This is a genomic window from Streptomyces sp. RLA131 (genome assembly GCF_056270125.1).
Genome location: NZ_JBWDOQ010000002.1, coordinates 7,369,367 through 7,393,987 on the forward strand (window position 1 = coordinate 7,369,367; position 24,621 = coordinate 7,393,987).

Consider the following 24,621-nt stretch of genomic DNA (forward strand, 5'->3'; position numbering starts at 1 on the left):
GCGATCGTTCACCGGACGGTGAACCAATCCGGTCACAGCCCTCAGCCGAAGGAGACCACCAGCCGCGCGGCCCGTCCCTGTTCCCCGGCGGCCCAGCAGCTCCGGTCGGCGGCACAGTCCACCGTGTCGTACGAACCCGTGTCGAAGGTCCGCCAGTTGAGACCGTCGTCCGTGCTCAGGTCGCTGCCCGTCGGCCCGACCGCGATCGCCCAGGACCGTCCGTACGCCGGCCGGCTCACCCCCGAGCGGTAGCCGGGCGGGGGCGTGCCGGCGGTGGTCCAGGTCGCCCCGCCGTCCCGGGTGACGGCCGCCGCGTCGGGGGAGGGCTGGTCGGCCCGGTAGTCGCCGCCGACCGCGATGCCGTGCCGCCGGTCACGGAAGGTCAGCGCGAAGACGCCCCTGGCCGGGTCGCCGGCCGGGACGGTGGTGGCGGACGCGGTCCAGGTCAGGCCCCGGTCGCCGGAGTGCAGGACCCGCGCGGCCGGGGCGCCGCCGGTCGCCAGCCACACGTCGTGCCCGCCGGAGGTGGTCAGGCACTGGCCGCTCGCGGCGAAGGACGCCTCACCGTCCAGCGCGTCCGGCATCCCGGCGGACGGCAGCACCGTCCAGCTGCGGCCGCCGTCGCTGGTGGAGATGATCCGGTACCGGCCGTCGACCGGGTCGCTCACCGCCAGGCCGTGCCGGGCGTCGAAGAAGGCGACGCAGTCGTAGAACGCCCGGGGGTCGGCATTGCGGAAGGCCTCGGTCCAGGTGGCGCCGCCGTCCTCGGTCCGGTAGACCCGGGAGGCCTCGCCCTCGCCGATCGCCAGCACCACGGCCCGCCGTGCCCCGAACGCCTCGATGTCGCGGAACTGCAGGTCGCCCGCGCCGGGTGGCGACACGTCCTGCCACGACCGGCCGCCGTCGACCGTGCGCAGCACCGTGCCCAGCGAACCCGACGCCCAGGCGGTGCTGCGGCTCACCGCCGACAGCCCGCGCAGCCGCGCCGTGCTGCCGGTCGCGGTCGGCTCCCAGGACGCTGCCGGGGTGGTCCGGCCGTGCGCCTGGGCGGGGACCGACGGCAGCGCCGTCACAGCCGCAAGTGCCGCCCCGCACAGCCCGATTGACATCGCCCGCCGCATCATTCCCATGGCCGCCATGGCGCAGGAACCTAGCCGACCGGCGATCCGGCCGCCAGGTCGCGTGCCGCCAGGTCGGGTGCCGCCAGGTCGGGTGCCGCCAGGTCGGGTGCCGTCCGTCGGGTGCCGTCCGGTCGCGGACTCCCGCCGGCCGGTCAGTGGAAGCCCGGGGTCCAGATGCGGGCCTTGTAGAACTCCGCGCCGGGGCGGGTGCGGGAGAAGGACTTCTTCCCCGCGGCGTCGAAGAAGTCGATGGTCGGCCCTGCCCAGTCCCGGGTCCCGGCGTAGTCGGCCTTGGCGCGGACCCGGATGCCCGAGGGCTGGCTGACGTACGCCTTCACATGGTTGGTGTCGTCGACCAGCCGGTGGGTGCCCTTCTCGGCGTTCAGCCGGTAGACCCCGTACGAGTCGGTGAACCACAGCGCGTCCGGATCCCCGTACACCGGCTGCAGATCGTGCCCGGTGCCCTTGAGCGCCACCTGGCTGTGCACGTTGACCTTGGTTTTCGCGCCCTTGCCGGAGACCGAGTAGCGGACCAGCCGCTTGTCCCCGATGGCCCACAGCGAACTGCGCACCGGATCCCACAGCACCCCGTGCGCCTTGGCCAGGGCGATGGTGCGGAACGGGGCGGTGTGGGTGGAGTCCGCGTAGAACCGCAGCCGCCCCGGGTGGGTGGTCGCGGTGACGATCACACCGCCCGGGATCCGCTCGACGGCGTGCGGATTGTCGCCGGGCGTACTGACCTGCCAGACGATCTTCCGGGAGTTCCGGAGCAGCATCGCCGCCCGCCCGCCGGACGCCGCGACCAGCACCACCACTCCATGGGCCTGCGTCCTGCGCAGCCGTACGTCGGACAGGTTGTACCAGGACGTCCCCGCCCCGCCCGGCGCGCTCCAGCGCCAGAGCACCGACGAGGACTTCGACCACTCGGTGTCCTGGTCGAAGACGATGACATCGTTGGTCGTCTGCTCCGTCGTGGCTATCGGATAGTTCTTCGCCATTGTTCCCCCGTGCTCCGAACCGGCCCGAACAAAGTGGAGGATAGACTCGGCGCCCCCTGCCAGGATGGGCCTGTGAACATATCGAGCCACCAGCCCGGGGGCTGGCGCGTCGAGCCGCTGCCGGTCGGCCACCCGGTGTCAACGGGTCTGGTCCGGCAGTACTTCGAGGACATCGTCGGCCGGTACCACAACCGCTCCATGACGACGGCCGAGATCGACGACATCCTCGCCGAGTTCACCAGCGACGAACTCGCCCCGCCCACCGGCCTCTTCCTGGTCGGCTACCTCGACGGGGCCGCCGCCGGATGCTGCGGCGTCTTCACCCTCGGCCCCGGCACCGCCGAGCTGCGGCGGGTGTTCGTGCACGCCCGCGCCCGGGGCACCGGCGGCGGCCCCGCCCTGGTCGGCGCGGCCGAGCGGGCGGCGCGCGAGGTGCTCGGAGCGAACGTGATGCGCCTCGACACGCGCAAGGACCTGGTGGAGGCCCGGGCGCTGTATGCCAGGCTGGGATACCGGGAGATCCCGGCGTACCACGACGATCCGTACGCCGACCACTTCTTCGAGAAGCGGCTGGACTGACCGGACCGGGCGATAATGCCCGGGTAGTCCAGCGAGAAAGCAGGTCAGCACATCGTGACGACATCGGTGTCGGTGGAGCGCAGGATCGCCGAGGAGCTCGGCGTACGGGAAGGCCAGGTGCGGTCGGCCGTCGACCTGCTCGACGGCGGGGCGACGGTGCCCTTCATCGCCCGCTACCGCAAGGAGGCCACCGGCACCCTCGACGACGCGCAGCTGCGCACCCTGGAGGAGCGGCTGCGCTACCTGCGGGAGCTGGACGAGCGGCGGGCCGCGATCCTGGAGTCGATCGAGTCGCAGGGCAGGCTCGACGACGCCCTCAGGGCACAGATCCACGCCGCGGACTCCAAGGCCCGGCTGGAGGACATCTACCTGCCCTTCAAGCCCAAGCGGCGCACCAAGGCCCAGATCGCCCGCGAGGCCGGCCTGGAACCCCTCGCCGACCGGCTGCTGGCCGACCCGGCGCTGGACCCGCAGACCGAGGCCGCCGGGTTCGTGGACGCGGACAAGGGCGTCGAGGACGCGGCCGCCGCGCTGGACGGCGCCCGCGCCGTCCTCACCGAGCGGTTCTCCGAGGACGCCGACCTCGTCGGCGAGCTGCGCACCCGGATGTGGGAGCGGGGCCGTATGGTCGCCCGGGTCCGCGACGGCAAGGAGGAGGCGGGCGCCAAGTTCGCCGACTACTTCGACTTCTCCGAGCCCTTCACCAAACTGCCCTCCCACCGGGTGCTGGCCATGCTGCGCGGTGAGAAGGAGGAGGTCCTCGACCTCACCCTGGAGCCCGAGGAGCCGGCCGAGGGGCCCACCAGCTTCGAGCGCAGCATCGCCCGCAGGTTCGGCGTCGCCGACCGCGGCCGCCCCGGCGACAAATGGCTCGCCGACACCGTCCGCTGGGCCTGGCGCACCCGCTTCCTGGTGCGGCTCGGCATCGACCTGCGCGTGCAGCTGCGCCAGCAGGCCGAGGACGAGGCCGTACGCGTCTTCGCCGCCAACCTCCGTGACCTGCTGCTCGCCGCCCCGGCCGGCACCCGCGCCACGATGGGGCTCGACCCCGGCTTCCGTACCGGGGTGAAGGTCGCCGTCGTCGACGCCACCGGCAAGGTCGTGGCCACCGAGACCATCTACCCGCACGTCCCGCGCAACAAGTGGGACGAGTCCCTCGCGACCCTGGCCAGGCTCGCCGCCGCCCACCGGGTCGACCTCGTCGCCATCGGCAACGGAACCGCCTCCCGCGAGACCGACAAGCTCGCCGCTGACCTGATCGCACGCCATCCCGAACTGGCACTCACCAAGGCCGTCGTCTCCGAGGCCGGCGCCTCGGTCTACTCCGCGTCCGCCTACGCCTCGGCGGAACTGCCCGAGCTGGACGTCTCGCTGCGCGGCGCGGTCTCCATCGCGCGGCGGCTCCAGGACCCGCTGGCCGAGCTGGTCAAGATCGACCCCAAGTCGATCGGCGTCGGCCAGTACCAGCACGACCTGTCCGAGCTGAAGCTCTCCCGGTCCCTGGACGCGGTGGTCGAGGACTGCGTCAACGGCGTGGGTGTCGACGTCAACACCGCCTCCGCCCCGCTGCTGCGCCGCGTCTCGGGCATCACCGAGGGCCTCGCCGGCAACATCGTCGCGCACCGCGACGCCAACGGCCCCTTCCGCACGCGCAAGGCGCTCAAGGACGTGGCCCGGCTCGGCCCCAAGGCGTACGAGCAGTGCGCCGGCTTCCTGCGCATCCCCGGCGGCGACGACCCCCTGGACGCCTCCAGCGTGCACCCCGAGGCGTACCCGGTGGTCCGGCGGATCAGCACCGCCGCCGGTACGGACATCAAGGCCCTGATCGGCAACGGCCAGGTGCTGCGGACCCTGCGGCCGCAGCAGTTCGTCGACGACAGCTTCGGGCTGCCGACCGTCACCGACATCCTCGCCGAGCTGGAGAAGCCGGGCCGCGACCCGCGGCCGGCCTTCCGGACGGCGACGTTCAAGGAGGGCGTGGAGGAGCTGAAGGACCTGCGCTCCGGCATGGTGCTGGAGGGGGTCGTGACGAATGTGGCGGCCTTCGGGGCCTTTGTGGACGTCGGCGTCCACCAGGACGGGCTGGTCCATGTGTCCGCGATGTCGAAGACCTTCGTCAGCGATCCGCGTGAGGTCGTCAAGCCCGGCGACATCGTCCGGGTCAAGGTGCTCGACATCGACATCCCGCGCAAGCGGATCTCGCTCACCCTGCGGCTGGACGACGAGGCCTCGGCCCCGGCCCCGGCCGGGCCCAGGGGCGGCGGTGAACCGCGTGGCGACCGCGGCGACCGCGGCGAGCGCGGCGGCCGGGAGCGCCGGGGCAACCCGCCCCGGCAGTCCCGTGGCGGAGCCTCCAAGCCGCCGGCCGGCGGCGCCATGGCCGAGGCACTGCGGCGCGCGGGCCTGGGCGGCAACGGCCGCTGACCGTGCCCCGTGGCGGGGTGGGTTGGGGGCGTGCCCCGGCCCCACCCCGGCACGGCCGCCCCACCGGTCGCGCAACATGACCGGTTACCCACTTTTGGCATGGATCCGCCAACCGCTAGCGTCCGCCCGTGCTCACACACGCGCGGGGGACCCGCACCCAGTGGATATCCGTCGTGGCGGCCCTGGTCGCCGCCCTGATCACCGTCATGACCCTGCCGGCCACCGCCCGGGCAGCCGCCGGCGCGGCCGGGACCGTACGCGCCGGGGCCAGCCGACCCGACTACTCCTACGCCGACGCCATCCGCGAGGCGGTGTGGGTGGACACCGGCCTGGACGGCGACGGCGACGGCAGAACCGACCGGGTGGCGGCGGACATCGTCCGCCCGAGTGAGCCCGCCCGGGCCGGCCGCAAGGTGCCGGTGATCATGGACGCGAGTCCGTACTACGCGTGCTGCGGGCGCGGCAACGAGAGCCAGCGCAAGACCTACGACGCCAACGGCGACATCGCGCAGGCCCCGCTGTTCTACGACAACTACTTCGTGCCGCGCGGCTACGCCTCGGTCCTGGTCGACCTCGCGGGCACCAACCGCTCCGACGGCTGTACGGACGTCGGCGGCCGCTCCGACATCGGGTCCGCCAAGGCCGTCGTGGACTGGCTGAACGGCCGTGCCAAGGCCTACCGCACCCGCACCGGGAACACGGCGGTCAGGGCCACCTGGTCCACCGGCGCCGTGGGGATGATCGGCAAGAGCTACGACGGCACCATCGCCAACGGCGTCGCCGCGACCGGCGTGAAGGGCCTGCGCACCATCGTGCCGATCGGCGGCATCAGCTCCTGGTACGACTACTACTTCGCGCAGGGCGCCGCCCTGTTCGACTCCGGCCCGGACTGGCTGTCGGACTACGTCGAGAGCGCCGGCGCCCGCACCCGCTGCGCCGCGGTCCAGCAGGAGATCACCGACGGTGCGCCGCGCAACGGCGACTGGACGAAATTCTGGGCGCAGCGCGACTACACGCGCAACGCCGCCAAGGTCCGCGCCAGCGTCTTCGCCGTCCACGGCATGCAGGACCTCAACGTCCGCACGAAGCATTTCGGACAGTGGTGGGACGCCCTGGCGTCGAACGGCGTCACGCGCAAGGTGTGGCTGTCCCAGACCGGACACGTCGACCCCTTCGACTACCGGCGTACCGAGTGGGTGAACACCCTGCACCGCTGGTTCGACCACTACCTGCTCGGCGTGCGCAACGGCATCGACCGTGAACCCGGCGCCGACATCGAGCGCGCCCCCGGCCAGTGGACGCAGGACGCCGCCTGGGAGCCGGACGGCACCACCCGGACCCGGCTGAGTCTGCGGGCCGGCGCCACCGCGGGACTGGGCAGCCTCGGCACGGGCGCCGCGAGGCCCGGCGGCACGGAGTCCTTCACGGACGATCCCGCACTGTGGGAGGAGGACTGGGCGGCGGCGGCCGACACCGCGACACCGTCCAAGGTCGTCTTCACCACCGGCACGCTCACCCGGGACCTGCGGCTGTCCGGCAGCGGCACCGTCACCCTCGCGGCGGCCTCCTCCACCACCAGCGCCCATCTGTCGGCGGTCGTGGTGGACCTGGGCCCGCAGACCATCCGCGACTACCTGGGCGCGGGGGAGGGCATCACCACCCTCACCACCCGCTCCTGCTACGGGGACAGCACGGCCGCCGACAGCGCCTGCTTCCTGGACACCGGCGCCGACTCCGAGACCGTGGACCACCAGGTGGTCAGCCGCGGCTGGGCCGACCTCGGGCACGCCGTCCGGACCGGCCGCGGCACGGCACTGGTGCCCGGCCGGACGTACCCGGTGAAGGTGCGGCTGGCCGCCACCGACCATGTCTTCGCCGCCGGACACCGGCTCGCGCTGATCGTGGCCGGCACCGACGCCGGGCTGATCGAGCCGGCCGGCACCACCCCGGCCGTCACCCTCCACCTCGCCCGTTCCTCGGCCAGTCTCCCGCTGGTCGGCGGCCCGGGCGGCCCGGGCGGCCTGCGCACGAGCGGGAGCACGGCCGCTGTCGCGCCGCCGTCGGTGCCTTCGGTGCCGGCGCTGCTCTCCGGATCAGTCGCGCCCCCACACCTCCTCGGCCGTCTCGACGATCAGCGCTAGCTTGGCGACCTGCTCCTCGTACGTGAGGACGTTGCCCTCCGAGGTCGAGGAGAAGCCGCACTGCGGGGACAGGCACAACTGGTCGATGTCCACGTAGGCCGCGGCCTCCTCGATGCGGCGCTTGAGCGTGTCCTTGTCCTCCAGGGCGCCGCGCTTGGTGGTGACCAGGCCGAGCACCACCTGCTTGCCGGGCGGCACGAAGCGCAGTGGCTCGAAGCCGCCCGAGCGGGCGTCGTCGTACTCCAGGAAGAAGCCGTCGACGTCGAGTTGTGAGAACAGGGCCTCGGCGACGAAGTCGTAACCGCCCTCGGCGGCCCAGGAGGAGCGGAAGTTGCCCCGGCACAGGTGGGTGGTGACCGTCATGCCCTCCGGCCGGCCGGCGAGGGCCTCGTTGATCTGCCGGATATAACGCTCGTGCTGGTGCTCGGGGTCGCCGCCCTGTCCGGCGACGAGTTCGCGCTGCCGGGGATCGTTGAGGTAGGCCAGGCTGGTGTCGTCGAACTGCAGGTAGGCGCAGCCCAGTTCGCCCAGCCGCCGGACCTGCTCGGCGTAGGCGGCGCTCAGGTCGTGCCAGAAGGGCTCCAGGTCCGGGTAGACCTCGGGGTCGATCGCGGCCCGGCCGCCCCGGTAGTGCACCATGCTCGGCGAGGGGATGGTCAGTTTGGGCACGGCGGAGGTGACCGTGTCCCGGAGGAAGCCGAAGTCGTCGGCGAAAATCGTCTCGCGCAGCGAAACGCGGTCGTGCACGCGCAGCGCGGCCGAGGAGAAGTCCAGTTCGCCCCGCTCGTTGTAGAAGTGCACGGCGAGTTTCTCGTCGGTCGGCCGGATCCCGCCCAGCCGGTAGATGAAGTCCATGTGCCAGGACGCCCGGCGGAACTCCCCGTCGGTCGCCGACCGCAGGCCGGCGTCCTCCTGCATGCGCACCGCCCCGCGCACCGCTTCGTCCTCCAGCCCGCGCAACGCGGCGTCGGAGAGACCGCCCTTGGCGTGTTCCTCGCGGGCGCGCAGCAGCCGCCGCGGTCTGAGCAGGCTGCCCACGTGGTCGGCTCGGTACGGGGGACGGGTCCGGGCGGTCATGGCGCCTCCTGCGTCGACACGAACGGCTGGGATGGTCGGTGCCCTGTCGGCTCCGACCGTAGGACCGTGCGCGCTGAACGTGAAGGGACCCGCCGGGTGTTCGGCCGAGCGGGGGCGGGGGTACTGTCTGCGGGGTCAGCGAATAGGTGTAAGAGGAAGCAAAGCTGCTCAGTGGACATCGCGAAGGAAACCGCGGAGGCCTCCGCGACGTCGGACGACAACAGCGCCCCGGAGAACACGAGCAGCACGGACAGTACAGGCGCCGCCGGCGTCACGGACGTCACGGATGTCACGGACAGCAGGGACAGCGCGGACGCGACGCCGCAGCGGACCGGATGGCGCCGGCTGGTGATGGACACCCGGCCGCTGCGGCACCCGGCCTACCGCCGGCTGTGGTCCTCGACCACCGTCACCGCTGTCGGCAGCCAGCTCACCGCCGTGGCCGTGCCCAAGCAGATCTACGACATCACCGGCTCCTCGGCCTGGGTCGGCTACGCGAGCCTCGCCGGACTGATACCGCTCATCGTCTTCGCCCTGTGGGGCGGGGCGGTCGCGGACAGCGTGGACCGGCGCAAGCTGATGCTGGTCACAAACGCGGGCCTCGCCGTCACCGCCCTGCTGCTGTGGGCGCAGGCGCTCGCCGGGGCGCGGTCGGTGGCCCTGCTGATGGTGCTGCTCGCCGCACAGCAGGCCTTCTGGGGCATGAACGCCCCTGCGCGCAGCGCCTCCATCGCCCGGCTGGTGCCCGCCTCCGAGCTGCCCGCCGCCAACGCGCTGGGCTCCACCGTGATGCAGACCGGGCAGATCGTCGGCCCGCTGCTCGCGGGTGTGCTCATCCCCGTCATCGGTCTGGCCGAGCTGTATCTGATCGACTCCGTCGCGCTCTGCGTCACCGTGTGGGCCGTCTGGAAGCTGCCCGCGCTCCCGCCGCTCGTCGAGGGCGCGGGCGGACGGCGGGCCGGATGGCGTGAGGTCGCGGACGGTTTCCGGTACATCACCGGCCACCGCATCCTGCTGCTGTCCTTCCTCGCCGACATCGTCGCCATGGTCTTCGGCATGCCGCGCGCGCTCTTCCCGCAGCTCGCCGACACCGCGTACGCGGGCTGGGGGGAGGGCTTCTCCCTCGGTCTGCTCTATGCCGCCATCCCGATCGGCGCGGTGGCCGGCGGCCTGTTCTCCGGCACCTTCTCCCGGGCCCGGCGGCACGGGCTCATGGTCATCGCCGCCGTCGTCGGGTGGGGCGCGGCCATCACCGGCTTCGGCCTCAGCGCGAACCTGTGGTGGGCGGCCGGGTTCCTCGCCCTCGCGGGTGTCGCCGACATGGTCTCCATGGTCTTCCGCGGGGCGATCCTGCAGTCCGTGGCCACCGACGACATGCGCGGCCGGATGCAGGGCGTCTTCACCGTGGTCGTCGCCGGCGGCCCGCGTATGGCCGACCTGCTGCACGGCACCACCGGCTCCGCCCTCGGCGCCCGGCCGGCCGTCACCGCGGGCGGCCTGCTGGTCGTCGTGACCATGCTGGGCCTGGCCGCCGCCGTGCCCGCCTTCCGCCGCTACCGGGCGGCGTGACCCGGCAGCCGGTGTCCGTGTGCCGGTTCGTGTGCCGGTCCGTGGGCCGCTTCGTCTGCCGGTCCGCGTTGCGCCGATGCGGTGAACGCTCCCCGCGATCGGCGTAATGCCCGGCGGGTCGCGGGGCCCGCCCGGATATGGGTGAAGGGTGCCGCCCACCGTCCTCGCCCGCCGAGCCGTGCTGCTCGCCGCCCTGCTGTGCCTGCTGCACGCGCTGTGCGGCAGCGCGGCGGCCGGGTCCTCGGCATGGCATGCGCAGGGCCAGGCGCGGGGGCATGCGCACAGTGATGCGAGGGGCGCCGTCGGCGTCACGGGGGCCGTGGCGGACGACCCGGTACCGGCCCCCGGGCCGCATCCGCATCCTGCCTCGCCGGCGCGGCGCGCGGGCAGCCACGCCGGGCCGCAGCAGCGGACGCTGTCGTTCACCGGGCGCTCCTGCTCCGACACCGGGCTCCCGCACCCGCTCGCCGGCGCGCCGCACGGCCCGCACCGGGCGGACGCCCGGCCTCCGGCGGGCCCGGCCCTCGCGCACACCGTCCTGCGCTGCTGAGGGCGCCGTCAGGCCGCACGGCCCGACTCGGCAGCCCGTGTACGTACGCAGGACGAGACCGCAGGAGATACCCCATGCCCCTGGACATCTACGCCGCCCTGGGCGCGCTCGTGCGCGCCCAGGCCACCCGTGACGCCGACGGGACGGCCATCGACGCCGCCTCCCCGTCGGCCGGGACGCAGGACATCCGCTTGGCGGACACCCGCCGTACGGACCCCGGGGAGGTGACGACCGAGGGCGCCGGGAACCGGGATGTGCCGGGCGGCGTTCAATGAAGTGAGCGCGGCGCCGGCCGCGGACGGAGGCCTGGAGATGTCCAATCGCGCGAAGTACGCAGTGGGCGGTCTGGCGATCGCGATCGTGCTGTTCGTCCTGCTTCCGAACTGGCTGGCGCTTCTGATCGTCGTCGGCGTCCCGGTCGTCGGCTACCTGGCCCTGGACCCCTCGCAGCGCCGCCGGCTGCGCAAGGGCGGCCGTAAGCAGATAGGCCGCTGACGGGCCGGGCTCCGCGCGCGCTCAAGCCGAGCCGAGCGCGGAGCCCGGTGCCGCCGCCGGTGCCGGGCGGGGTCAGGTCACGGAGCCGGCCGCCGCGCCGGTGGCCAGGTCGGCACCCCAGCGGGCGACGGCCTCCTGGAGGTCCAGCGGCTGCGGCCGCAGGTCCTCCGGGCTCTCGGCGGTGGGCCAGTCCTGGCGCGGGACACGCCACATGATCTCGAACTCGTTGCCGTCGGGGTCCTTGGCGTACAGGGACTTGGACACCCCGTGGTCGCTGGCGCCCACCAGCGCGCCCCGCTCGGTGAGCCGGCGCGCGGTGTCGGCCAGCTCGCCGAGCGTGCCGACCTCCCAGGCCAGGTGGTACAGCCCGACGCGGCCCTGCTCGGGCCCCGGGGCGTCCTCGCCGAGGGCGAACAGGCCGAGGTCGTGGTCGTTGAGGGTCTCCCGGGAGCTCAGGAAGGCCGCCCGGCCGGGGATCTCGACGCTGACCTCGAAGCCGAAGACATCGGTGTAGAACTCGACCGAGCGGGCCACGTCGCGGATGTAGAGGACCGCGTGGTTGAGGCGGCGGACAGGCATGGTTCAGCTCCTTGGCGTGTGTCTGGCCTCCAGCTTAGGAGGGATTGCTTGAATATTCAAGAAGTGTGCGATCGGTCCGATAGGATGACCACACGGGGCTCCGGCCGTGATTCCGACGAGGGGAGTGCTGCTGTGGGCGGCACGGTCACCGCGGTCAGCCGCGACGAGGGGCACCACTTCACCAAGCCCAACCGGGACAGCATCCGGCTGCTCGCCGGCCTCGGCGTCGAGGGTGACGCGCACCTCGGGGTGACGGTCCAGCACCGCTCGCGCGTCGCGCAGGACCCCACGCAGCCCAACCTGCGGCAGGTCCACCTCATCCATGGCGAACTCCACGACGAGCTGCGCGAGGCCGGCTTCGAGGTCGCCCCCGGCGAGCTGGGGGAGAACGTCACCACCCGTGACATCGACCTGCTCGCCCTGCCCGTCGGCACCCGGCTGCGGCTCGGCGCGCAGGCCGTCGTCGAGGTGACCGGCCTGCGCAACCCCTGCCTCCAGATCGACGGATTCCGGCAGGGACTGCTCAAGCAGGTGGTCGGCCGCGACGACGCCGGGAACATCGTGCGCAAGGGCGGCATCATGGGGGTCGTCCTGGCCGGCGGCGAGGTCCGCCCCGGCGACCCCGTCTCCGTCGAACTGCCGCAGGGCCCGCACCGGCCCCTGGAGCGGGTCTGAACCTCCGGTCACCGGCGGAACCGCGCCGTCGGCATCCCGGTCGGTGTGCCCGCCCGGTATTCCCCGTACCGCCGGTGACCTCGGTTACGGACGGTGCTCACGCAGCGCAGTATCCTGGGCCCATGCTTCTGCTCGTACGCCGCCGCCACGTGGACTTCGTCCGCGTCACGAGCATGTCCTGTCGCCGCAGCGCCTGAACTCCGGGCATCCCGACGTCCCGACATCCTCCCGTTCCTCGTCACCCTGCGGATACCTCATGACAACGCTCCAGCTTCCCGTGATCGACCTGTCGGCGGCCGATCGCGGCCCCGAGGCCCGTGCCCGGCTCCACGCCGAACTGCACTCGGCCGCCCACGACGTGGGCTTCCTCCAGCTGACCGGCCACGGCGTCACCCCCGAGGAGACCGACGCCCTGTGGAGCGTCATACGGGCCTTCTTCGAGCTCCCCGAAGCGGACCGGCTCGCCATCGGCAATCTGGAGTCCCCGCACTTCCGCGGCTACACCCGCATCGGTGACGAGCACACCGGCGGCAGCCCCGACTGGCGGGACCAGCTCGACATCGGCGCCGAGCGGCCCGCGCACGTCCCCGGCCCCGGCGAGCCGCCGTACTGGTGGCTGGAGGGTCCCAACCAGTGGCCGGCCGCCCTGCCGGAGTTGCGCGAGCGCGCGCTGGCCTGGATCGAGCGGCTCAGCGAGGTCGCCAGGCGGCTGCTGCACGAACTGCTCGCCGCCATCGGCGCGCCCGAGGACTTCTACGACGACGCCTTCGCCGCGGAGCCCCATCTGCACCTGAAGATGGTCCGCTACCCCGGGACCGCCCCCAGCGGCGACGGCCAGGGCGTCGGGGCCCACAAGGACTACGGCTTCCTCACCCTCCTGCTCCAGGACGAGGTGGGCGGCCTCCAGGTCGAGCGGACCAGTCCCGACGGAAGCGTCGCCTTCCACGAGGTGCCGCCGCTGCCCGGCGCCTTCGTCGTCAACCTCGGCGAGCTGCTGGAGGTCGCGACCGACGGCTACCTCAAGGCCACCAACCACCGCGTGGTCAGCCCGCCCGGCGCCCGCGAGCGCTTCTCGGTGCCGTTCTTCTACAACCCCCGGCTCGACGCGAGAATCGCCCCGCTGCCCTTCGAGCACGCCCACCACGCGCCGGGCGCCACCCAGGACCCGGCCAACCCGCTGTTCGCCGAGTTCGGCTACAACGAGCTCAAGGGATATCTGCGGGCCCACCCCAGGACCGCCCGCAGGCATCACGCGGAGCTTCTGGAGGCCGAGGCCGTGCCCACGGCGTAGCGTTCAGCCATGGGCACCACGGACAGCGCGCCGAACCCACCGGAAACCGCCGGTGAGCTGAGGAGAGCGGGATCCTCCGGCTGGCTGCGGGCGCTCCCGGTCGTCCTGCTCGTCGTGCTCATCGCCGCCCAGGCCTTCATCCCGGGGGACACCGACCTCGGCGCCTACTACGCCGCCGTACCCCCGCTGGCCGCCCTGGCCTACGGTGCCGCCGGTACCGCCGTCACGGCGGCCACCGTGCTGGTCGTGATGCAGCTGCCGCTGATCGGCGCGGGTGCCCTGGCCCTCAGCGACTCCGGGGCCGTCGCCCTCATCGGTGCCCTGAGCGTGGTCACCGCCGAGGTCCGGCGCCGCAGCATCGGCCGGCTGGTCCGGGTCAGCACCGTCGCCGAGGCCGCCCAGCTCGCCGTGCTCGCCCCGCTGCCCGCCGCCGTGGGGCCGGTGCGCTGCTGCGCGCTCTACCGCGCCGCGCAGCGCGGCACCCTGGTCGGCGGTGACCTGTACGACGTACGGGCCGGACCGTACGGGGTGCGGGCCCTGGTCGCCGACGTACAGGGGCACGGAGTGGCGGCCGTCGGCTCGGTGGTGGCGCTGCTCGGCGCCTTCCGTGAGGCCGTACTCGACCTTCCCGACCTCGGACAGGTCGCCGGGCGGCTGGAGCGCAGGCTCGCCCTCGACGCACTGGCCGCCGGAAACGGGGACGGCGAGCTGTTCGCGACCGTGCTGCTGCTGGAGTTCCCGGCCGACGGCTGCGAGGTCAGGGTCGCCAGCTGCGGCCACCCGCCCGCCCTGCTGGTGCGGGACGGCCGGGTCCGCGAGATCGGCTGCGATGCCGCCCCGCCCGTCGGCATGGGGCTGCCCGGCTACGCGAGCCCGGTGGTGATGGCCGAGGCGCTGCTCCCCGGGGATCTGGTGCTGGCCTACACCGACGGGGTGATCGAGGCGCGTGACGACTCCGGGATCTTCTACCCGCTGGCCGAACGCCTCGCCGCCCGCCTCAAGGACGGCACACCGGCCACTCCGGAGGCGGTCGTGGACGCGGTGTGGGAGGACCTGACGGCCTACGCCGGCGCCGTCGGCGACGACGTGGCGCTGCTGGCGCTCGCTCCGCGCTGACCGGGCCGCCTTGCCGCCCGCCGGGGCGCCTCGCCGCCGGGCCGGCCCCGCGCCCGGGGTCAGCGGCCCCGCGCCCGGGGTCAGCGGCCCTGCAGCCGGGCCGCCTCCGCGCGGATCGCCGGGAGCCGGGCGTACAGATCGTCGCCGGGGCAGTCGGTGAAGAAGCTGTCGCGATGACCGACGATGGCCTTGAACTGCGCCCGGGTGCCCTTGCGGAAGCGGCTCTTGTCGTTGGAGGACACCAGGGTCTGGGTACTGCGCGGATCCACCCCGGCCAGCCCCAGCTTCCAGGCCGCGAGCCGCGAGATGGCCCGGGTCATGGCCCCGGTCACGGTCCCGGCGGCGTCGTAGTTGCCGATCGCGGCGATGCCCATCGTGTCGGTGTTGAACCCCACCGACTGCGCCCCGGTCACCGGTCTGGCCACGCCGCCGGCCCGGCCCTCGTAGATCGTGCCGCACTTGTCGACGAAGAAGTTGTAGGCGACGTCGTCCCAGTCGTGGTCCTTGACGTGGCCGGCGTAGATGGCCCGGATCAGCTCGGGCGCCCGGGCGCAGTCGTAGCCGTTGCCGTTGTCGGTGTGGTGGAGGAAGACCACCCGCACGGCGTGCCCGTAGCGCGGGGCCTCCTTGCGCAGCGACTCGTCCGCGTCCCACTGCGCGCGCATGACGATCGCGGGGCGCGGCGCGTCGTACACCGAGACGCGGTGCACGGAGGCGCGCTGCGCGAGTCCCGGCAGCGGCAGCGGGCGGAACTGGGGGCTGGGGCGCGGCAGCGGACCGGCGGCCTGCGGCCGGTACGACGCGACGCCGGCCACACCTCCGGCGGCGACGGCTGCGAGACCGACGATCCCGGCACCCGCGGCCCACAGGGAGGCCGCATGAAAGGAACGCATAAACGCATCGTCAGGTCATATGAGGGACGGTCACAGCGACACGCCGGGTGAGGCCGGAGCCTCACCCGGTCGTACGCCTCCCCTCCCGGGGTCTGCTCGCGACGGGGCCCGTCGTAGTCGTGACCCGAGCGGTCAGCGCGACCGGAGTGATCCGGATCGGCGGGAAGCCGAGCGCCTGGACGTACTCCAGCTTCTCGGCCAGGCCCTTGAATCGCCCCGGAACGCGAGGTCGTTGCCGGCCGCGTTGCCGGACTTCAGGTCCTGGCCGCCGCCGCGGTTGTCGCCGCTGTTGCCCTCGTGGAAACGGGTGGTGACCGCTCGCGGCCGTCTGCCGCCCCGGCCCCGAGCGGTCCCGGGATCCGCTGTTCCCGGCGGCGCCGGAACCACTGCTGGCCCTGCTGCCGGCAGCGGAGCGGCTCCGCCTCGTACGACAGCGCATCGCCGCCCGGCGCGGGCCGCTCCGCCTTCCGGTGCGCGCGGTCACCGCCCTCGAACCGCGTCAGCGCGCCGAGATCGTCCGCGCCTACCTGGAGCGGCACGGCAGGCGGGCCCTCGTACGGGCCCGCCTCGCGCCACTTCTCCCGCTGCACGAGGCCGAACCGCTGCTGCGCGGGATGACCGAGGCCCACTGGGTGCGCGAACGGGTCCTCGCCGACAGCCACGTCTCCCGGCCCGCCCCGGCCCTCGACGCCCTCACCGACCCCCTGGACAGTGCCGGGCTGCGGCGCGCCGCCACCCGTACGTCCTTCGACGCCGCCCTCGCCGCGCTGCGCGACGGCGATCCCGGACCCGCCGGCTGGGACCGCTGCCTCGCCCTGGCCGCCGACCACCCGCACGCGCTCGAACTCACCGGCCGCAGCTACCTCGCCCACGACGCCGTCGATCCGCCGCCGGCCCACCGGCAGGTCGTCGCCGCGCTGCGCGAGCGTGGCACCTCCACCGCAGCCCTCATCGCCGTCATGATCGTCGGCGCCTGCTGCACCCGCACCCAGTGGGCCGCCCCTGGCCGGACGAACTGGCCGCGCTGGCCGGCCACCCGTCCCCGGGCGTCGCCGAGGCCGCCCTCGTCACCGGGCTGGGGTGACCCCCGGCCGCGTCAGGTACCGCCCGCCGACCCGGCCGCCGGTGCGGGCGACGCTGCCCGGTGCCGTGGCCGCGACCCGGTCACCGCGCCAGGCACGTGGCCGCGACCCCGTCATCGCGCTAGGCGCAGGACGGGCACAGTCCGCGGTAGGTGACCTCGACCTCGGCCACCGTGAAGCCGAACCGTTCCTCCGCCGGGAGGTCGGCCAGCGGATCGCGGGTCGGGTGGACATCGCGGACGGTGCCGCAGCTGGAGCACACCAGGTGCTGGTGCGGGTGGTGCGCGTTGGGGTCGTAGCGCTTGGCGCGGCCGTCCGTGGAGACCTCTATGACCTCACCGAGGGAGACCAGTTCGCCCAGGGCGTTGTAGACGGTCGCCCGGGAGATCTCGGGCAGCCGCTGTGCCGCGCGGGCGTGCACCTCGTCGGCGGTGAGATGCACATGGTCGCCGTCGAGGACCTCCGCAACGACGCGTCGCTGGGAGGTCATCCGCCAGCCACGCCCCCGCAGTCGCTCCAGCAGGTCACTCATGGGTTCACCTATTCAGGTTCGGTGGGATGTCCGAAGTTTACCGGTGGACGTCCGGGTTCCGATTGGATATGGGCTTGGCACACTTCTTGACTTGGACTCTGTCCATCGTAGGATCGGTTCCGGCAATAGCCAAGGGACAGGAAGACTCCAGTACGGCAGGAGACAGAGACGTGACGGGACCACCGCCGAGCTGCGCGGGGCCGGCGCGCGGGTGACGGCCGCCCGCGTCGCCCTGTGCGAGACCGCCCGGGTCGGTGACCGCCCCGGCGTCGGGGCCGTGTCTGAGGCCCTCCTGGTCCGATGGGCGCGTCGTGTCGTCGCTGACGTCGCCCGCGCGGCCGGCGAGGGCCCCCTGCCCGACCGCCTGCCGCCACCGCGTACGACGACCTCGGTCTCCCGATCGACGAGACCGACGAGACCGAGGTCATGCACTGGGGCCTGTGCCTCGACTGTTCCACCGCCCGTAGTTCCTGAGCACCGTGATCCGCCTGGTCCGGAAGGATTTTTATGTCTGAGAACCATGATGCAATCGTCGTAGACGCGAAGCAGGAGGGTGGAGGTGGCTGCCCTGTCGCGCACGGGCGCGCCCCCCACCCGACTCAGGGTGGCGGAAACCGCCAGTGGTGGTCGGAGCGGCTCAACCTGAAGATCCTCGCCAAGAACCCCGCCGTGGCCAACCCGCTCGGCGAGGAGTTCGACTACGCCGAGGCGTTCAAGACCCTCGACCTCCCGGCCGTGAAGCGGGACATCGCGGAGGTGCTGACGACCTCGCAGGACTGGTGGCCCGCCGACTTCGGCAACTACGGCCCGTTCATGATCCGGATGGCGTGGCACAGCGCGGGCACCTACCGGATCAGCGACGGCCGCGGCGGCGCCGGAGCCGGCCAGCAGCGCTTCGCCCCCCTCAACAGCTGGCCGGACAACGGAAACCTCGACAAGGCCCGCCGCCTGCTGTGGCCGGTCAAGAAGAAGTACGGCCAGAGCCTCTCGTGGGCCGACCTCATGATCCTCACCGGCAACGTCGCCCTGGAGCAGATGGGCTTCGAGACCTTCGGCTTCGGCGGCGGTCGCGCGGACGTCTGGGAGCCCGACGAGGACGTCTACTGGGGTCCCGAGACCACCTGGCTCGGCGATGAGCGCTACACCGGCGACCGGGAGCTGGAAAGCCCCCTCGGCGCGGTCCAGATGGGCCTGATCTACGTCAACCCGGAGGGCCCCAACGGCACTCCGGACCCGCTCGCCGCGGCCCGCGACATCCGCGAGACGTTCCGCCGGATGGCGATGAACGACGAGGAGACGGTCGCCCTGATCGCGGGCGGTCACACCTTCGGCAAGACCCACGGCGCGGGCCCGGCGGACAGCGTCGGTGCCGACCCCGAGGCCGCCTCGATCGAGGAGCAGGGCCTCGGCTGGAGGAACTCCTTCGGCACCGGCAAGGGCGGCGACACGATCACCAGCGGTCTTGAGGGTATCTGGACGAACACCCCGACCACCTGGGACAACAGCTTCTTCGAGATCCTGTTCGGCAACGAGTGGGAGCTGTACAAGAGCCCCGCCGGCGCCCACCAGTGGCGGCCGAAGGACGGCGCCGGGGCGGGCACCGTCCCCGACGCCCACGACCCGTCGAAGAGCCACGCCCCGACGATGCTCACCACCGACCTCGCGCTGCGCGTCGACCCGGCCTACGAGCAGGTCTCGCGACGCTTCCTGGAGAACCCGGCCGAGTTCGCGGACGCCTTCGCCCGCGCCTGGTTCAAGCTGACCCACCGTGACATGGGCCCGATCGTGCGCTACCTCGGCCCGGAGGTCCCGGCCGAGACGCTGCTGTGGCAGGACCCCCTTCCCCCGGTGACGCACGAGCTCGTCGGTGCCGAGGAGATCGCGTCCCTCAAGGGCCAGATCCTCTCCTCGGGCCTGTCGGTCTCCCAGCTCGTGTCCACCGCGTGGGCGTCGGCCTCGTCCTTCCGGGGCAGCGACAAGCGCGGCGGCGCCAACGGCGCACGCATCCGCCTCCAGCCGCAGAGCGGTTGGGAGGTCAACGGTCCCGACGAGCTGGCGACGGTGCTGCGCACCCTGGAGGGCATCCAGGAGGCCTTCAACACCGCCCGGACCGGCGGCAAGCAGATCTCGCTCGCCGACCTGATCGTGCTCGCCGGTGCCGCCGCCGTCGAGCAGGCCGCCAAGGACGCCGGCGTCGTCGTCGAGGTCCCCTTCACGCCGGGCCGCACGGACGCGTCGCAGGAGCAGACCGACGTGGAGGCGTTCGCCGCGCTGGAGCCGACCGCCGACGGGTTCCGCAACTACCTCGGCAAGGGCAACCGGCTGCCGGCCGAGTACCTGCTGATCGACAAGGGGAACCTGCTGACCCTCAGCGCCCCCGAGCTGACGGTCCTCGTCGGTGGCCTCCGGGTCCTGGGCGCGAACCACCAGCAGTCGCCGTTCAGCGCCTTCACCAGCACCCCCGGGGCCCTGACCAACGACTTCTTCGTCAACCTGCTCGACCTGGGCACGACGTGGAAGGCGACGTCCGAGGACGCGAACACGTTCGAGGGCCGCGACGCCACGGGCGCGGTCAAGTGGACCGGCAGCCGTGTCGACCTCGTCTTCGGGTCGAACTCCGAGCTGCGCGCGCTCGCGGAGGTCTACGCGAGCGACGACGCGAAGGAGAAGTTCGTCAAGGACTTCGTCGCGGCGTGGGACAAGGTGATGAACCTCGACCGGTTCGACCTCGTCTGATCACGGCGTCCAGGCCGGCCCGCGCGGCCGGCCTGGACGTTGCCACGCGCCCTAGTCGGGCAGCGCCGGTGCCATCGGGGCGTGCGGCAGCACCGTGCGCACATAGTCGTCGACGGCGGCCTGCAGACCGATGTCGTGGCCCGCGGCCTCCGACATGAACCAGCGGTGCTCCAGCAGCTCGTGGTAGATCTGCGCCGTGTCCAGAGTGCCGCGCAGCTCGCGCGGCACGGTCCGTACGGTCGGCCGGAACACGTCACGGACCCACCGGTGGGCGAGTACCTCGGGGCGGGCGCCGAGAGGGTCGCCGGGGGCGTAGTCGTCCTGGGTGGCCATCCAGGCCTCCAGGTCGTTCAGCAGGCTGCGGGCCTGGTTCTCCTCGGCGTCCAGCCCGGTCAGACGCAGCAGCTGGCGCTGGTGGTGGCCGGCGTCCACGACCTTGGGCAGGAAGGTGACCTGGTCGCCGGCCGGGGACTTCTGGATCTGCATCTCGGCGACGTCGAAACCGAGTCCGTTGAGGCGGCGGATGCGCCGGTCGATGTAGTGCCGCTTGTCGACGGGGTAGACCGACTCGCGGGTCAGCTCGTGCCACAGCTCCGCGTAGCGGTCGGCGATCGCCTGGCCGAAGGTGATCGGGTCGACGGACGGGTGCAGGGAGCCGCCGGCCTCCAGATCGAGCAGCTCACCGGCGATGTTGACCCGCGCGACCTCGATGTCGTAATCGCGCTGACCCCGGCTCAGCTGCGGCTGGATCTGGCCGGTCTCGGCGTCGACGAGATACGCCGCGTAGGCCCCCGCGTCGCGCCGGAAGAGGGTGTTGGACAGCGAGCAGTCGCCCCAGGCGAAGCCGGTGAGGTGCAGCCGCACCAGCAGCACGGCGAGCGCGTCGAGCAGGCGGTTGACGGTGGTGGGCCGCATCGTCGTCTCGAACATCGAACGGTACGGCAGCGAGCCGCCCAGGTGCCGGGTGATCAGCACCGGCTCCAGCGGCTCACCTGCCGCGTCGGCCCGGCCGGTGACCACGGCCAGCGCGTCCACCGCGGGTATCCCCATCCGGTCCAGGTCGCGCAGCAGCCCGTACTCCCGTACGGCGGCCCACTCGCCGACCTCCTTGACCGCGACCACCTCGTCACCCGCCCGCGCGAAACGGACGACATGCCGGGAGATACCACGCGGCAGGGTGACCAGGCACTCCTCCGGCCACTCCTCCAGGGGCACGGACCAGGGCAGGTCGAGGAGGGCCGCCGGGTGTTCCGGCGCGGTCGCGGTGATCTGCAGCTCCATGACGCACAAGTGTGCGGCATGCGCAGGCGGGCGCATACGCTGCGGGTATGACGGAACGGCTGGTGATCATCGGCGGCGACGCCACAGGCATGTCGGCGGCCTCCCAGGCGCGCAGGCGCCGGGACGCGGGAGACCTGGAGATCGTCGCCTTCGAACGGGGGCACCACACCTCGTACTCCGCCTGCGGCATCCCGTACTGGGTCGCCGGGGACGTCGACGACGCGGACGCGCTCGTCGCGCGCACCGCCGCCGAGCACCGCGCGCGCGACATCGACCTGCGGCTCGGCACCGAGGCCGTCGGGATCGACCTCGACCGGCGCCGGGTCCGCACCCGCGCGCGGGACGGCGGCGGCGAGAGCTGGACGGGCTTCGACCACCTGGTCGTCGCCACCGGCGCGGTGCCGGCCCGGCCGCCGATCCCCGGCATCGACGCCGACGGTGTCCACGGGGTGCAGACCCTCGACGACGGAGAGGCCCTCATGCGCGGCCTCGACCGCCCCGGGGTCCGGGACGCGGTGGTGGTCGGCGGCGGCTACATCGGCGTCGAGATGGCCGAGGCGATGCTCCGGCACGGACTGCGGGTCACCCTCCTGGACCGCGGTGAGCAGCCCATGTCCACCCTCGACCCCGACATGGGCCACCTCGTCCGCGCGGCGATGGAGGGCATGGGCATCCGTGTCGAGACCGGCTCGGCCGTCCGCGAGGTGCTGACCGGGCCGGACGGCCGGGTCCGCGCCGTGGCCACCGACAAGGACGAGTACCCCGCCGACATCGTCGTCCTGGGCCTGGGAGTTCGGCCCGAGACCACCCTCGCGCACGAGGCCGGACTGCCGCTCGGCGCGCACGGCGGACTTCTCACCGACCGCTCCATGCGCGTGCGCGGTACGGAGGGCATCTGGGCCGGCGGTGACTGCGTCGAGGTCCTCAACCTCGTCTCGGGCGCCCTCCAGCACATCGCCCTGGGCACCCACGCCAACAAACACGGCCAGGTCATCGGCACCAACATCGGCGGCGGCTACGCCACCTTCCCCGGCGTCGTCGGCACGGCCGTCAGCAAGGTCTGCGACGTCGAGATCGCCCGCAGCGGCCTCAAGGAGTCGCAGGCCCGCGCCGCCGGACTCCGCTTCGTCACCGCCGTGATCGAGTCCACCAGCCGCGCCGGATACTTCCCGGGCGCCGCCCCCATGACCGTCAAGATCACCGCCGAGCACAACACCGGCCGGCTGCTCGGCCTGCAGATCGTCGGCCGTGAGGGCGCCGCCAAACGCGTCGACATCGGTGCCGTCGCCCTCACCGCGGGCATGACCGTCGAGGCGATGACCGGCCTCGACCTCGGGTACGCCCCGCCCTTCTCGCCGGTCTGGGACCCGGTGCTGGTCGCCGCCCGCAAGGCGGCGGCGAAGATCCACGCCAACTGCGACTGACGGCTGCCCGCCGCACCGGTGCCCGCGGCGATCGAGGAGGGAACGGCCACCGGACGGACCCGGTGAGCCGACGCGGTCACCGCACTAGTCGGGCCGTACCGCCAGCTTGTCCAGGGACTCCAGCAGCCCCGGCAGCGCGGCGCCCCGCCCCACCGGCAGCACCTCGCCCGGCTCCTCGTCCAGCAGGACGAACGCGATGTCGTCGGTGCGCGCCACCAGGCTCCAGTCCGGCCCGTCCACGCGCAGCGTGCGTACGCCCTCGCCGGCCGGTGCGGACCGTATCCGGCCCACCGGCGGCGGCGTGCGCAGGTACTCCCCGGCGGCGTCCAGGGCGCGGCGCACGCCCTTGTGCAGCCCGGCGCCCGAGCTCCCGGAAGAACCTGCGGCGGTGTCGGCCGTGGCGTCGGGCGTGGAGCCGTCGTCCAGCTGCTCGCGCCAGACCCGCCACTTCAGGGCGATCTCGTCGGCGCCCAGGCGCCGCTGCGCGGGGCCCCAGGTCTGTGTGTCCGGCGGTGACAGGGCGGGCCGGGCGCCCTCCTCGTCCGGTGGATCGTGCGGTTCCGGCACGCCCGGGGCGGCGACGGCGACCGGAAGCGGCCAGCCGGGCAGGGCCGCCACCACCGACCGGTCGTCGGGCGACAGGTCGTACTCCAGGCCGCAGTCCCAGGCGGCCAGCGCGCACGCGACCAGCGCGGTGTCGCTGATCGCCACCGTCCAGCGGGCCCCCTCGCCGTCCTGCCCGAAGACCAGCCCGTAGCCCTCGCCCGAGGGCTCCAGGCCGAGTTCGGCGCACGCCGCCGGATAGTCGTCGGCGAGAACGCCGGGGAACTGCGCGGGCGTGAGCATCGCCGCGGTGAGCACATACAGCGCGTCGTCGTCCGTCGTGGTCACGGGCCCTCTCCTTCCGCTGCCTGTCGGTGGTCCGCGCACCTTAACCAGCGGGTAACCCTCACGTCGAGAGGTGGCACCCCGCGAGCGCGACCTCTGCCACGCGGCACCGGCCCGCGTCCCGCACGCCGGTGAGGGGGACCGCGGCCCGGTCGGAGAGGTCCGACGACCCTCAGGCCCTCGCGGACGCCATCGCCAGGAACCGGGAGCCGGTGTCGGTGTAGGCGGTCAGGGACCAGCCCGAACCGGCGAGCAGCGGCCGCAGGTTGGGCTCGGCGCGCAGGTCGTCCGGGGTGAGCCGGCGGCCCTGGCGTGCGGCCAGCGCCGCACGGCCGATGGGGTGGAAGAGGGCGAGCCGGCCGCCGGGCCGGGTGACCCGGGCCAGCTCGCGCAGCGTCGCGCCGGGGTCGGGGAGGTGGCCGATGAGACCCGCGGCGAAGACCGCGTCCAGCACGCCGTCGCGCAGCGGCAGCCGCGCCGCGTCGGTCAGCAGCAGCGCGCCGTCCCGGTCCCGGCCCCTGGCCGCCGCGGCGGCCAGCATCTCGGGGGTGAGATCGGCGCCGGCCACCAGGCCGTCCGGTCCGACCGCGCCGCGCAGGAAGGGCAGCGCGCGGCCGGTGCCGCAGCCCGCGTCGAGCACCGCCTGCCCTGCGCGCAGGCCCAGCTCGGCGACGGCGGCCCGGTAGGCGGGGCCGTCGTCGGGGTAGCGCGTCTCCCAGTCCGCGGCTCGGGCCGCGAAGAACTCCCGGACCTGGGCGGGGTCGGTGTGCACGGCATCATGGTCGCATGCTCCCGCTGCGTTCGGTCGCCCTGTTCCTGCTCGCCGCGGTGCTGGAGATCGGCGGCGCCTGGCTCATCTGGCAGTACGCCCGCGAACACCGGGGCTGGATGTGGGCGGGGGCCGGCGTGGTCGCTCTGGGCCTGTACGGATTCGTCGCGACGCTGCAGCCCGACGCCGACTTCGGCCGGATCCTGGCCGCGTACGGCGGAGTGTTCGTCGCCGGTTCGCTCGTGTGGGGGATGGTGCTGGACGGGTACCGGCCCGACCGCTTCGACGTGGCCGGGGCGCTGGTGTGCCTGGCCGGGGTGGCTCTCATCATGTATGCGCCACGTAGCGGCTGATTCACACACCGTGTGCGCAGGTTCGGACTCCCGCCGGTCGTACCGGGC

At 73.2% G+C, this 24,621-nt stretch carries 23 protein-coding genes; 14 read left to right on the forward strand and 9 right to left on the reverse strand.

The genetic code is table 11. The features are described 5' to 3' along the window. Positions 1–41 precede the first annotated feature (41 nt). A complete protein-coding gene (locus tag RWE79_RS34340) occupies positions 42–1,139 on the reverse strand; it encodes a WD40/YVTN/BNR-like repeat-containing protein (protein WP_475943982.1) in 1,098 nt (365 codons plus the stop codon). 134 nt (positions 1,140–1,273) lie between these two features. Beyond that, positions 1,274–2,119, reverse strand: a complete 846-nt coding sequence (locus RWE79_RS34345) for a DUF6528 family protein (protein ID WP_475943983.1) — start codon at positions 2,117–2,119, stop codon at positions 1,274–1,276. Positions 2,120–2,191: 72 nt separating this feature from the next. On the opposite strand from RWE79_RS34345, the gene RWE79_RS34350 reads away from it, so the two are divergent. From RWE79_RS34350 to RWE79_RS34360, 3 genes are all read left to right on the forward strand, one after another. Continuing rightward, positions 2,192–2,698, forward strand: coding sequence for a GNAT family N-acetyltransferase (locus RWE79_RS34350; protein ID WP_475943984.1), 507 nt, complete (start codon positions 2,192–2,194; stop codon positions 2,696–2,698). 54 nt (positions 2,699–2,752) lie between these two features. Beyond that, positions 2,753–5,122, forward strand: a complete 2,370-nt coding sequence (locus RWE79_RS34355; protein WP_475943985.1) for a Tex family protein — start codon at positions 2,753–2,755, stop codon at positions 5,120–5,122. Positions 5,123–5,328: 206 nt separating this feature from the next. After that, a complete protein-coding gene (locus tag RWE79_RS34360; RefSeq protein ID WP_475946285.1) occupies positions 5,329–7,263 on the forward strand; it encodes a Xaa-Pro dipeptidyl-peptidase in 1,935 nt (644 codons plus the stop codon). Here the strand turns inward: RWE79_RS34360 and RWE79_RS34365 are convergent. Next, positions 7,216–8,340 (reverse strand): 5-methyltetrahydropteroyltriglutamate--homocysteine S-methyltransferase, encoded by a 1,125-nt coding sequence (locus RWE79_RS34365; protein WP_475943986.1) that lies wholly within the window; start codon positions 8,338–8,340, stop codon positions 7,216–7,218. The two genes, RWE79_RS34360 and RWE79_RS34365, sit on opposite strands and share 48 nt — an antisense overlap. A gap of 171 nt (positions 8,341–8,511) precedes the next feature. Between RWE79_RS34365 and RWE79_RS34370 the strand changes: the two genes are divergently transcribed. The 4 genes from RWE79_RS34370 (at position 8,512) to RWE79_RS34385 (ending at position 10,954) form a co-directional block, all read left to right on the forward strand. Further along, positions 8,512–9,909, forward strand: coding sequence for an MFS transporter (locus RWE79_RS34370; RefSeq protein WP_475943987.1), 1,398 nt, complete (start codon positions 8,512–8,514; stop codon positions 9,907–9,909). Between the two features lie 148 nt (positions 9,910–10,057). Then, positions 10,058–10,459, forward strand: coding sequence for a hypothetical protein (locus tag RWE79_RS34375; RefSeq protein ID WP_475943988.1), 402 nt, complete (start codon positions 10,058–10,060; stop codon positions 10,457–10,459). Positions 10,460–10,533: 74 nt separating this feature from the next. Continuing rightward, positions 10,534–10,734, forward strand: a complete 201-nt coding sequence (locus tag RWE79_RS34380; protein ID WP_475943989.1) for a hypothetical protein — start codon at positions 10,534–10,536, stop codon at positions 10,732–10,734. Positions 10,735–10,771: 37 nt separating this feature from the next. Then, on the forward strand, positions 10,772–10,954 hold the full coding sequence (locus RWE79_RS34385) for a hypothetical protein (RefSeq protein ID WP_475943990.1): 183 nt from the start codon (positions 10,772–10,774) through the stop codon (positions 10,952–10,954). Between the two features lie 72 nt (positions 10,955–11,026). Here RWE79_RS34385 and RWE79_RS34390 read toward each other — a convergent pair whose 3' ends face one another. Continuing rightward, positions 11,027–11,533 (reverse strand): VOC family protein, encoded by a 507-nt coding sequence (locus RWE79_RS34390; protein WP_475943991.1) that lies wholly within the window; start codon positions 11,531–11,533, stop codon positions 11,027–11,029. Between the two features lie 84 nt (positions 11,534–11,617). Between RWE79_RS34390 and RWE79_RS34395 the strand changes: the two genes are divergently transcribed. The 3 genes from RWE79_RS34395 to RWE79_RS34405 all read left to right on the forward strand — a co-directional run bounded on the left by RWE79_RS34395 (position 11,618) and on the right by RWE79_RS34405 (position 14,615). After that, positions 11,618–12,208 carry an MOSC domain-containing protein gene (locus RWE79_RS34395; RefSeq protein WP_475943992.1) on the forward strand — a complete coding sequence of 197 codons (591 nt, stop codon included), beginning with the start codon at positions 11,618–11,620 and terminating at the stop codon, positions 12,206–12,208. Positions 12,209–12,464: 256 nt separating this feature from the next. Then, positions 12,465–13,499 carry an isopenicillin N synthase family dioxygenase gene (locus tag RWE79_RS34400; RefSeq protein ID WP_475943993.1) on the forward strand — a complete coding sequence of 345 codons (1,035 nt, stop codon included), beginning with the start codon at positions 12,465–12,467 and terminating at the stop codon, positions 13,497–13,499. 9 nt (positions 13,500–13,508) lie between these two features. Next, positions 13,509–14,615, forward strand: coding sequence for a PP2C family protein-serine/threonine phosphatase (locus tag RWE79_RS34405; RefSeq protein ID WP_475943994.1), 1,107 nt, complete (start codon positions 13,509–13,511; stop codon positions 14,613–14,615). Positions 14,616–14,695: 80 nt separating this feature from the next. Here RWE79_RS34405 and RWE79_RS34410 read toward each other — a convergent pair whose 3' ends face one another. Beyond that, entirely contained in the window at positions 14,696–15,508 is an 813-nt protein-coding gene (locus tag RWE79_RS34410) for a peptidoglycan recognition protein family protein (RefSeq protein ID WP_475943995.1), read from the reverse strand. Between the two features lie 470 nt (positions 15,509–15,978). Between RWE79_RS34410 and RWE79_RS34415 the strand changes: the two genes are divergently transcribed. Next, a complete protein-coding gene (locus RWE79_RS34415) occupies positions 15,979–16,746 on the forward strand; it encodes a hypothetical protein (RefSeq protein ID WP_475943996.1) in 768 nt (255 codons plus the stop codon). Here the strand turns inward: RWE79_RS34415 and RWE79_RS34420 are convergent. Further along, entirely contained in the window at positions 16,712–17,122 is a 411-nt protein-coding gene (locus RWE79_RS34420; RefSeq protein ID WP_475943997.1) for a Fur family transcriptional regulator, read from the reverse strand. The two genes, RWE79_RS34415 and RWE79_RS34420, sit on opposite strands and share 35 nt — an antisense overlap. Positions 17,123–17,629: 507 nt before the next feature. On the opposite strand from RWE79_RS34420, the gene katG reads away from it, so the two are divergent. Then, the gene (gene katG, locus RWE79_RS34425; RefSeq protein ID WP_475943998.1) at positions 17,630–19,858 is read left to right on the forward strand and encodes a catalase/peroxidase HPI; all 2,229 of its coding nucleotides are present in this window, start codon (positions 17,630–17,632) and stop codon (positions 19,856–19,858) included. Between the two features lie 51 nt (positions 19,859–19,909). On the opposite strand, the gene RWE79_RS34430 is transcribed toward katG, so the two are convergent. Then, the gene (locus RWE79_RS34430; RefSeq protein WP_475943999.1) at positions 19,910–21,139 is read right to left on the reverse strand and encodes a DUF4032 domain-containing protein; all 1,230 of its coding nucleotides are present in this window, start codon (positions 21,137–21,139) and stop codon (positions 19,910–19,912) included. A 47-nt stretch (positions 21,140–21,186) separates the two neighbouring features. Here RWE79_RS34430 and RWE79_RS34435 point away from each other — a divergent pair, with 47 nt between their 5' ends. Beyond that, positions 21,187–22,563: an FAD-dependent oxidoreductase gene (locus RWE79_RS34435; protein WP_475944000.1), complete on the forward strand. Its 1,377-nt coding sequence runs from the start codon at positions 21,187–21,189 to the stop codon at positions 22,561–22,563. Positions 22,564–22,647: 84 nt separating this feature from the next. Here the strand turns inward: RWE79_RS34435 and RWE79_RS34440 are convergent, their stop codons facing one another. Both RWE79_RS34440 and RWE79_RS34445 read right to left on the reverse strand, forming a co-directional pair. Continuing rightward, positions 22,648–23,409: a hypothetical protein gene (locus RWE79_RS34440; RefSeq protein WP_475946287.1), complete on the reverse strand. Its 762-nt coding sequence runs from the start codon at positions 23,407–23,409 to the stop codon at positions 22,648–22,650. A gap of 214 nt (positions 23,410–23,623) precedes the next feature. Further along, a complete protein-coding gene (locus RWE79_RS34445) occupies positions 23,624–24,223 on the reverse strand; it encodes a class I SAM-dependent methyltransferase (RefSeq protein ID WP_475944001.1) in 600 nt (199 codons plus the stop codon). 14 nt (positions 24,224–24,237) lie between these two features. Here RWE79_RS34445 and RWE79_RS34450 point away from each other — a divergent pair, with 14 nt between their 5' ends. Then, complete coding sequence (locus RWE79_RS34450) at positions 24,238–24,573, forward strand: YnfA family protein (RefSeq protein ID WP_475944002.1); 336 nt, start codon at positions 24,238–24,240, stop codon at positions 24,571–24,573. The last annotated feature ends 48 nt before the right edge of the window (positions 24,574–24,621 follow it).

Bases quoted from the DNA above. Each gene is read 5' to 3' on its own strand.
- RWE79_RS34380 (WP_475943989.1), top strand. From the start codon at position 10,534: ATGCCCCTGGACATCTACGCCGCCCTGGGCGCGCTCGTGCGCGCCCAG.
- RWE79_RS34365 (WP_475943986.1), bottom strand. From the start codon at position 8,340: ATGACCGCCCGGACCCGTCCCCCGTACCGAGCCGACCACGTGGGCAGC.
- RWE79_RS34450 (WP_475944002.1), top strand. From the start codon at position 24,238: ATGCTCCCGCTGCGTTCGGTCGCCCTGTTCCTGCTCGCCGCGGTGCTG.
- RWE79_RS34385 (WP_475943990.1), top strand. From the start codon at position 10,772: ATGTCCAATCGCGCGAAGTACGCAGTGGGCGGTCTGGCGATCGCGATC.
- RWE79_RS34395 (WP_475943992.1), top strand. From the start codon at position 11,618: ATGACCACACGGGGCTCCGGCCGTGATTCCGACGAGGGGAGTGCTGCT.
- RWE79_RS34410 (WP_475943995.1), bottom strand. From the start codon at position 15,508: ATGCGTTCCTTTCATGCGGCCTCCCTGTGGGCCGCGGGTGCCGGGATC.
- RWE79_RS34345 (WP_475943983.1), bottom strand. From the start codon at position 2,119: ATGGCGAAGAACTATCCGATAGCCACGACGGAGCAGACGACCAACGAT.
- RWE79_RS34405 (WP_475943994.1), top strand. From the start codon at position 13,509: ATGGGCACCACGGACAGCGCGCCGAACCCACCGGAAACCGCCGGTGAG.
- RWE79_RS34430 (WP_475943999.1), bottom strand. From the start codon at position 21,139: ATGGAGCTGCAGATCACCGCGACCGCGCCGGAACACCCGGCGGCCCTC.
- RWE79_RS34420 (WP_475943997.1), bottom strand. From the start codon at position 17,122: ATGAGTGACCTGCTGGAGCGACTGCGGGGGCGTGGCTGGCGGATGACC.
- katG (WP_475943998.1), top strand. From the start codon at position 17,630: ATGTCTGAGAACCATGATGCAATCGTCGTAGACGCGAAGCAGGAGGGT.
- RWE79_RS34340 (WP_475943982.1), bottom strand. From the start codon at position 1,139: ATGGCGGCCATGGGAATGATGCGGCGGGCGATGTCAATCGGGCTGTGC.
- RWE79_RS34390 (WP_475943991.1), bottom strand. From the start codon at position 11,533: ATGCCTGTCCGCCGCCTCAACCACGCGGTCCTCTACATCCGCGACGTG.
- RWE79_RS34440 (WP_475946287.1), bottom strand. From the start codon at position 23,409: ATGCTCACGCCCGCGCAGTTCCCCGGCGTTCTCGCCGACGACTATCCG.
- RWE79_RS34360 (WP_475946285.1), top strand. From the start codon at position 5,329: ATGACCCTGCCGGCCACCGCCCGGGCAGCCGCCGGCGCGGCCGGGACC.
- RWE79_RS34400 (WP_475943993.1), top strand. From the start codon at position 12,465: ATGACAACGCTCCAGCTTCCCGTGATCGACCTGTCGGCGGCCGATCGC.
- RWE79_RS34435 (WP_475944000.1), top strand. From the start codon at position 21,187: ATGACGGAACGGCTGGTGATCATCGGCGGCGACGCCACAGGCATGTCG.